Source organism: Oscillibacter sp. (assembly GCF_031978065.1).
Taxonomy (GTDB): domain Bacteria; phylum Bacillota; class Clostridia; order Oscillospirales; family Oscillospiraceae; genus Oscillibacter.
The window spans coordinates 25,161-32,764 of record NZ_DALZCH010000028.1; the positions used below are offsets into that span (position 1 = coordinate 25,161).

The 7,604-nt window shown below is 49.1% G+C and carries 6 protein-coding genes; 1 reads left to right on the top strand and 5 read right to left on the bottom strand.

Annotated features, from left to right (window positions below):
* Positions 1-539: 539 nt before the first annotated feature.
* From RTK01_RS06165 to RTK01_RS06185, 5 genes are read right to left on the bottom strand one after another with little or no spacing between them, the layout of a single operon-like run.
* The gene (locus RTK01_RS06165; RefSeq protein ID WP_312280130.1) at positions 540-1,655 is read right to left on the bottom strand and encodes an extracellular solute-binding protein; all 1,116 of its coding nucleotides are present in this window, start codon (positions 1,653-1,655) and stop codon (positions 540-542) included.
* 16 nt (positions 1,656-1,671) lie between these two features.
* Positions 1,672-2,739 (bottom strand): ABC transporter ATP-binding protein, encoded by a 1,068-nt coding sequence (locus RTK01_RS06170; RefSeq protein ID WP_312280131.1) that lies wholly within the window; start codon positions 2,737-2,739, stop codon positions 1,672-1,674.
* A 20-nt stretch (positions 2,740-2,759) separates the two neighbouring features.
* Positions 2,760-3,554 carry an ABC transporter permease gene (locus RTK01_RS06175; protein ID WP_312280132.1) on the bottom strand — a complete coding sequence of 265 codons (795 nt, stop codon included), beginning with the start codon at positions 3,552-3,554 and terminating at the stop codon, positions 2,760-2,762.
* Positions 3,547-4,383: an ABC transporter permease gene (locus RTK01_RS06180; RefSeq protein WP_312280133.1), complete on the bottom strand. Its 837-nt coding sequence runs from the start codon at positions 4,381-4,383 to the stop codon at positions 3,547-3,549. Before RTK01_RS06180 ends, RTK01_RS06175 begins: the two co-directional genes overlap by 8 nt.
* The gene (locus RTK01_RS06185) at positions 4,380-6,146 is read right to left on the bottom strand and encodes an adenine deaminase C-terminal domain-containing protein (RefSeq protein ID WP_312280134.1); all 1,767 of its coding nucleotides are present in this window, start codon (positions 6,144-6,146) and stop codon (positions 4,380-4,382) included. The genes RTK01_RS06180 and RTK01_RS06185 overlap by 4 nt, the downstream gene beginning before the upstream one ends.
* Positions 6,147-6,911: 765 nt before the next feature.
* On the opposite strand from RTK01_RS06185, the gene RTK01_RS06190 reads away from it, so the two are divergent.
* A partial coding sequence (locus RTK01_RS06190) for an amidohydrolase (RefSeq protein ID WP_312280135.1) occupies positions 6,912-7,604 on the top strand: 693 nt, incomplete at its 3' end.

Genomic DNA, 7,604 nt, shown 5'->3' on the forward strand with positions numbered 1-7,604 from the left:
GTCGCTAACCACAAGGCTAGTTAACGGTTCTGTAGGCGGTTTTCTTGTATTGGTTATTTCATTTCTCTAAAGATTGATGTTATATTGGAGATGCCAAGAAGGAGGATTGAACTGCTAAATTTATCAGAATATATCCAGAAGAGGATAACTGAAGATGCTATAAATGAAAGTGATTGTTCAAAAAGGCTGGATAATATCAAAGTATGGGCTTCGTATTAAGGATAAGAAAAGTCAGTAATGTCTGGAAAGCACTTTGGCAAAGCTGCTGCTGAAGCCAAACACCCAAAATCTGCTTGCCCAGCAATATGGATCAATTCATGCATGCACGACGCATAGGGCAAGGGCAGATCAAAATCGGACATGATTTGGCTGCGGAGAAATGCAACGGTATTTCCTGATGAGGCAGCCTGCGCAGCCATGCAGCGCACAGAGAGCTGTTATAGTCAATGCCGAATTCCCTAGCGTTCGTAAAATTATAGAAAAAGAGAAGAGACGCAAAGCACTGTGCCTTGCGTCTCTTCTCTTTTGCGCAAATTTGATTACTGGATGTTCACGGTTCTCTGGAAGGTATCAATCCAATCGGTCTTGGCAGTGGCGATATAGGAATCGTCAAATTCCTTCAAGGAATTCACAGAATCCGCGCCGAACGCCAGATAGGACTTCAGCTCATCGGGCATGGTGGCATTTTTGCTCACGGGAGCCTCATCCAAGACCTCAGCGATTTTATTCTGTGTGGTGTCGGAGATCATATATTCCACAAACAGCTGTGCAAGTTCGGGATTTTTGCAGTCCTTTACAACGTTAACGGTGGCAGGAGCGGCAAAAGAACCCTCAGAAGCATCAACCCAGACCATGTTCAGCCCGCTCTCCGTCAGACCGGGCATATTGATATCCATAAAAACAGCAATGTTGGCCTCACCTGTTGTGAAGGCATTCACAACATCGGAGGAGGTAGAGTACCACAGATCAATATTGTCTTTCTTCTGCTGCATCAGCTCCATTGCAGGGGAGACATCCTCGTGGCTGCCACCCATGGCTTCGGCCATTGCCACCAGTATATAGGGTCCGGCGGTGGAGGTCATATCAGGCAGCGCGACCATACCAGCGTACTTGTCATCAAACAAATCCTGATAAGACGTGGGAGCGTCCAGACCGGCCTTTTTAAGTGCGTCGGCGTTATACATGATGCCATAACGGCAGACGGAATAGCAGGGCCCGTAGCCATCGGCGCTGACCGCAAAATCATAAAGATTGCCCGTATCAGTCACGATAGAGGGATCGATGGTTTCAAAAAGGCCATCCTGATTGCCGGTTTCTGCAAAACTCTTAGTAAGTAGAGCCACATCGGCGGTAGGGGCGTCTTTCTCTGCCATCAGCTTGTTCAGGCGATCGCCGTTTCCGCTGGTGGGATCGACGACAATTGTGCAGTTATAGGTCGATTCAAAATCTGCCGCCAGGGTCTTCAACCCCTCCTCGGCCCAACCCCAGGTTGCGACGACGAGTTCTGCACCGCCGAAATCCTTTGTATCTCCGGATGCGGGTATGCTTGCAGAGGCAGAACTGCCGGATGCGGTGCTTCCGGAGCCTCCGCAGGCAGCCAGGCCCAGCGTCATGGCTCCGGCCAGGACCAAGGCGGGAATTGCTTTCCTAGACATTTTGAGTTCCTCCTTATTATCTTTCCCTTTTATATACACAGATCCGCTCCGATGGGAGGTGTACCAGCACCTTTTTTCCATTGCCCGGTTCCGTATATTCATTGACTGACGGATAAATTGTTTCGGAAAAGCAACCTTCAATTTCCAAACGGGTGGAGTGACCTTTATAAGTCGAATTTTTTACTCTGCCGGACACAGTGTTATTATCGTCGGAAGACACGAGTTCCATGCTCTCCGAGCGTATTGCAAGGATGTATGACGCACCGATTTGCAATGTATCGGCCGATTGGCTTGGGACATAAATGGTATGCCCGCTGCACTCCACTGCGCGCGTTCCATCTGGGGTAAGCACTGCGGTTCCGTGCAGAAAAGTGGAAAATCCCATAAAATCTGCAACAAAAGGGCTGGAAGGATAATCAAATATTTCCTGGGGAGCTCCAATCTGCAAAATTTCCCCCATATTCATCACGATAACGCGGTCTGCAAGGGAAACGGCTTCTTCGTGGTCGTGGGTGACGATGATGGTAGTAATGTCGAGTTCTTTTTGAATCCGTTTGATTTCTACCTGCATTTCCACTCTGAGTTTGGCATCCAGATTGGAGAGCGGTTCATCCAGAAGTAAAATTGCGGGCTGCGTGATCAGCGCGCGCGCAAGAGCAACCCGCTGCTGCTGACCGCCAGATAGCTCCCGGGGATAGCGCTTATCAAGGTTGGTAAGTTTTACAAGAGACAAAATGTTTTCGACCCGCTCACGGATTTCCGATGCTTTCAATTTTTGCAGTTTCAGGCCGAATGCGACGTTTTCAAAGACTGTCATATGGGGGAACAGCGCATAATTTTGAAAGAAAATTCCTACATTCCGCTTGTAAGAAGGAGTTTTACCAATATCTTTTCCGTCAACATAGATCGTCCCGGAAGATGGCTCGGTAAAGCCGGCAATCATGCGCAGGGTGGTCGTTTTTCCGCAGCCGCTTCCACCAAGCAGCGCGATCATTTCTCCCTGAGCAACCTGCAGATTCATATGATCAACGGCTGTAAAGTCTCCGAACTTCTTAGTCAGATCTCTTAATTCCAAAGTAGCCATCGTAACGCAGCCTTTCTGTCTTATTTTACAAACATATCCAGCCCAACAAATTTCTCCATCAAGACAATGAGAATCAAAGAAACCAGTATCAGAAGGGTCGAAATTGCCGCAAGTGTCGGGTCAAAGGTCAATTCCATATAGTTCATAATCCGAATTGGCAGCGTGATAAACTTCGGCGAGGAAAGCAGACTGCTCAAAGCAACCTCATCAAACGAGTACAAAAACGCCAGCAACGCGCCGGCCAAAATGCCCGGCTTGGCAATGGGAATGGTGATTTTGAAGAAAACCTGAGCTGGATTTGCGCCCAACGATGTGGCAGCATCCTCCAGCGTCCAGTTAAACACATGGAGAACGGAAACCGTATTTCGAACTATGTAGGGAAGAATAATCAGAAAGTGTCCAATGAAAATCCTTGCCATACCGGGAATTCCTCCGATCTGGCTGTAGACCTGAAGAAGTACGAACGCCAATGCCACACTGGGCACATACATGGGAGAGGAAAAGTAATTCAAAAGTGCATTTTTGCCTCTGAAATCATACCGGCAGATGGAAAGAGCAGCGGTGACACCCAGAAAAATGTCCAGAACAGTTGCCAGAAGGCCAATTTTCAGACTGTTGGCAAGCCCGTCCATAAAATGGGTGGATGATTGAAAAATATTAGAATACCACTTTAGAGAAAAACCCTGCGGCGGAAACGTTATCAGCGCTGTTGGCGTAAAGGAGGCGATCACAATGACCGCCAGCGGGGCAAGCAAGAACAGCATGACCAGAACGGCAATCAACCGGCAAAGCCAGTTTCCACTTTTTTCACGCATTTTTGCCTCCTCCCATTCGTTTCATATACCCGGATGTGGACAGGACCACGACAACTTGAACGACAAGTATCACAGCAAGAAGAATATAGCTGATGGCCGAAGCCGCTCCCCAGTCGAAGTTGACGTTGATCTCTTGTACGACCATAGTCGCCATCATGCGGAACTTGGAACCACCCAGCAGCTTAGGCGTCACATAGGAGGTCATGCTCATCGTAAAGACCAGCACGCAGCCGGAAATTATCCCGGGCAGGCTAAGGGGAAATATGACCTTGGTAAAGGTCTTAACCGGATTTGCCCCCAGGCTATAGGCCGCATATTCGACATTCGGATCAATGCTCTGCAAAATGCCCACCAGAGATAGTATCATATAAGGGATCAGCAGATGGATCATGCCAATAATGACAGCGGTTTCCGTATTGAGAATTTTCAAAGGCTGCGAAATTAGCCCAAGTGCCTGCAGCAGTTGGTTCAGCAGACCGTTAGATCCCAATATGACCATCCATCCATAGGAGCGAACCACTGCGCTGACCAAAAAGGGGAACAGAATGACCACCATCATGACGTTTTTGAGCTTTGAATGAGTTCGGGCCATATAATACGCGGTGGGATATCCAAGCAGGAGGGAAATCAATGTGGACACAAGCGAGACACGAACCGTCGTCCATAGAATATTCAGGTAAAATGAGTCAGTAAAAAAGTTGGAAAAATCAGAAAAGCCATTGGTAAAAAGCGTTTTCACCAAAATAAATATCATGGGGATAATGAAAAAGACCAGTAGAGCGAGTGATGCGGGAAGCGCCAGCAGAAACGCGCGCTTTCTCTTTGTCATTTGCACCCCTCCTCAATTCGTTCAATCAGCGGAAGAAACTGTTTATTTACAACATCCACAAGCCCCATGTCGGTGCATTTTATTTCGGGCGACACCGCAAGCGGCATAATCGTGAAAAACGACATCAGATTTGCGTGATGAAAACCCATTCTCTCGCAATCTGCAAGAAAGGCATCCAGCCCGCGGAGCAATATATCGGGTGACTCTTCACTCAAAAGGCCTGCCAATGGAAGCGGAATCAGCGTGGTGACTTTTTCGCCGCAGGCGGCGCAGATGCCCCCCTGCATTTTGATAACAGCGTTTGCAGCGACCGCCATATCTGCTGCGCCGTTCCCGAAGACAGCAAGATTATGCGAATCATGTCCATAAGTTAAAGCCACTGCGCCGTGGACATGTTCCATCCCGTCGATAAAGGCAATGCCGTGCTGCTTTTTTCCATATCGGTTAAACACGGCCATTTCAAACAGCGACGAGGTGTCCAGGATGGGACGCCCGCTTTTCATCAAAACCGGAAGCAACCTTTGAATGCGTTTAGTTCGCATGGAAACGCCGTCCTGATGAATTACGTTTACAAGAGCTGTCCCGCCTTCAAAAGATGGGGGGACGTGCAGCGTGGGAGTGAAATCCTCTGGCTTCACAGCCGCGCAGCGAACGGTTCGGTAGAGCGTATCCGGTATTTGCGGACGGGAAGAGGAAAGCAAAAATTTCCCGTTTTCAAACGCGAAAATTCCCCCGCAGATCACCGTCGACGGATGAGGGTGAAGAAGATCGTCCACCAGCTGAATGTCCGCCGTCATTCCGGGAGCTATCGCGCCCACTCGGTAAAGTCTCAGCCGGTCTGCCGGGTTGATTGAAGCATAGCGGATGGCGCGGAGTGAATCCAGTCCCAATGAAATTGCCTTCTCCACAACATGGTTGAGATGTCCCTCACGCATCAGACGAGGCAGAGGAACATCGTCCGTCACCAAACAGATTCGGTTTTGTATTGCAACCGTGTTCATTGCGCTGACAAGCTCCTCGCTGAGCATAGATTCCTGTATCTGAACCGTAAATCCAAGAGACAGCTCTTCCAACAGCTTTTCGGCGCTGCCGGTGGTGTGGTCGCTGTCAATGCCGGTTGCGCGAAATGCCTGCAGCTTCCGTCCGGTTAGAACGGAGGCATGTCCATCCAAAATGCACCCGCGCCCTGCTGCGGTTTCAATGACGGAAAGGATACGGGCGTCGCCATTTGCCACGCCGTTGAAGTCCATAACTTCCCCGAGTCCGGACATACCCGGCAGATCCAGCAGCGCCGCAGCTTCTTCGGGACCGACTTCGCAGCCGGAGCCTTCAAAGCCGGGCGCAGAAGGAATGGTGGAGGGCGCCATCATCAAAACGCGCAGAGGCAGGTCACGAGTCAGCGCGACCAGTGCCCGGACACCCTCCAGCCCCAGCACATTCCCAATTTCGTGAGGGTCCGCGGCCACTGTTGTCGTTCCGCAGGAAACCGCAATTTCCGAAAAATATGCCGGAGTAAGCATACTGCTTTCAAGATGCATATGGGAATCAACAAAGCCGGGCAGCGCATACTGCCCATGACCGTCGTATTCCTCCTTTGCCATATAAGGGAATTCCATTCTGCCGGTGAATGCAATGCGGCCGTCCACAACGCCGATGCTGCCGGGCAAAACCGTGTCCTGATATACGTTGACAATCCTGACGTTTCGGATAACAAGATCGAATGGAATTTTTCCCTGTATGGCATCGACCAACTTTTTTAACACAGATCAGGCGCCTCCTCCTCCATATTATAGGCATTTTCAAGAAAACGAAAAAGGTCTTAAGAATAGCTCAAATCAATACGATTAATGATCTCAACCATCATAAAGACCTAATTTCACGGAATACTTCCCGCAAGACGGGTCACGGTTTCAGAACCGTTCGAAAATATGCCCGCCAGTTAGACCGACGGAAGGACAATCTGCCAGATACTGAGCCACGAGCTATTTAGCGCTCGGTAAGTTCACTCCTGTAATTGAAAAATAATTGGTTGTGCAGGTATTTAAAGGCACTCAAACACAAAACAGAGAATAAAAATTGACATTTTCAACAAAATAGGTATAATATATTTTATCTTTTAATCAATTGCTTGTCAATAATCCTTGGCTGAAACTGTCGATTTACCGTAAAATAGCAGCAAAGTGAAAAAGCATTTTCCACTTCTCACAATTCAATGGAAAATAGAAAGCACAGATTATGACAAAGGAACAGGCCAAGCAAAGTGCTTGACCAGTATTCAAGCCAGCAGGGCGAAATTACAACCAAAAAAGAAGATGCTTTTGTGCATCCGGGGTTGGTGTTCGTGATGTCGGTCCGCGCAACGGCAATGACGGCAATTCACCTTTCATAGGATAGAGCCGCAGCAGCGAAGAAGATCAGAAAAAACTATACACAGAAGTTTACAAAGAAAGCTTACATGGGATTCTGGGACTGATTTGGAGCCGGAGACAAAAATTTGAACGGTTTTTTAAAGAAAGGGGAATCTGCCTGTGTTTTTACCCGAAGTACTTGAGATAGAGGAAAAAATGATCGCGTGGCGCCGCCATCTGCACCAGAAACCTGAACTCTCGTTTCAGGAGCGGCAGACGACGGATTACATATTGGAACAACTGGGCAATGTGCCGGGGCTGGAGCTTACGACACCGACCAAAACAGGCGTTGTGGCCACGCTCAAAGGCGCGCAGCCCGGCAGAGTGATTGCATTGCGTGCAGATATTGACGCGCTTCCCATTCAGGAGGAGACTGGTCTGCTATTTGCATCCGAAACAGACGGAGTGATGCACGCTTGTGGGCATGATGGACACACTGCTATGCAGATGGCCGCGGCAGTGCTGGTGTCTCAAAAAAGAGAACAGCTTCATGGAGAGGTTCGCTTTTTGTTTCAGCACGCAGAGGAGCTGCCGCCCGGCGGTGCAGAGGAAATGGTGAAAGCCGGCGTTATACGCGGAGTTTCAGAAATTTACGGAATGCATCTCAGCTCGTCTTTCCCAACGGGAACGTTTGGCGTTCGGTCAGGGGCTCTGACCAGCGCCACAGATCGCTTTGATATCAAAATCATCGGCGAAGGCGGTCATTCGGCGTTTCCAGAAACCTGTATCGACCCTGTCGTGACAGCAGCGCAGACGATTGTGGCGCTGCAGACGGTTGTGGCAAGAAAAATAAAGGCGATCGAGCCAGCTGTG

Bases quoted from the DNA above. Each gene is read 5' to 3' on its own strand.
- RTK01_RS06165 (WP_312280130.1), bottom strand. From the start codon at position 1,655: ATGTCTAGGAAAGCAATTCCCGCCTTGGTCCTGGCCGGAGCCATGACG.
- RTK01_RS06170 (WP_312280131.1), bottom strand. From the start codon at position 2,739: ATGGCTACTTTGGAATTAAGAGATCTGACTAAGAAGTTCGGAGACTTT.
- RTK01_RS06175 (WP_312280132.1), bottom strand. From the start codon at position 3,554: ATGCGTGAAAAAAGTGGAAACTGGCTTTGCCGGTTGATTGCCGTTCTG.
- RTK01_RS06180 (WP_312280133.1), bottom strand. From the start codon at position 4,383: ATGACAAAGAGAAAGCGCGCGTTTCTGCTGGCGCTTCCCGCATCACTC.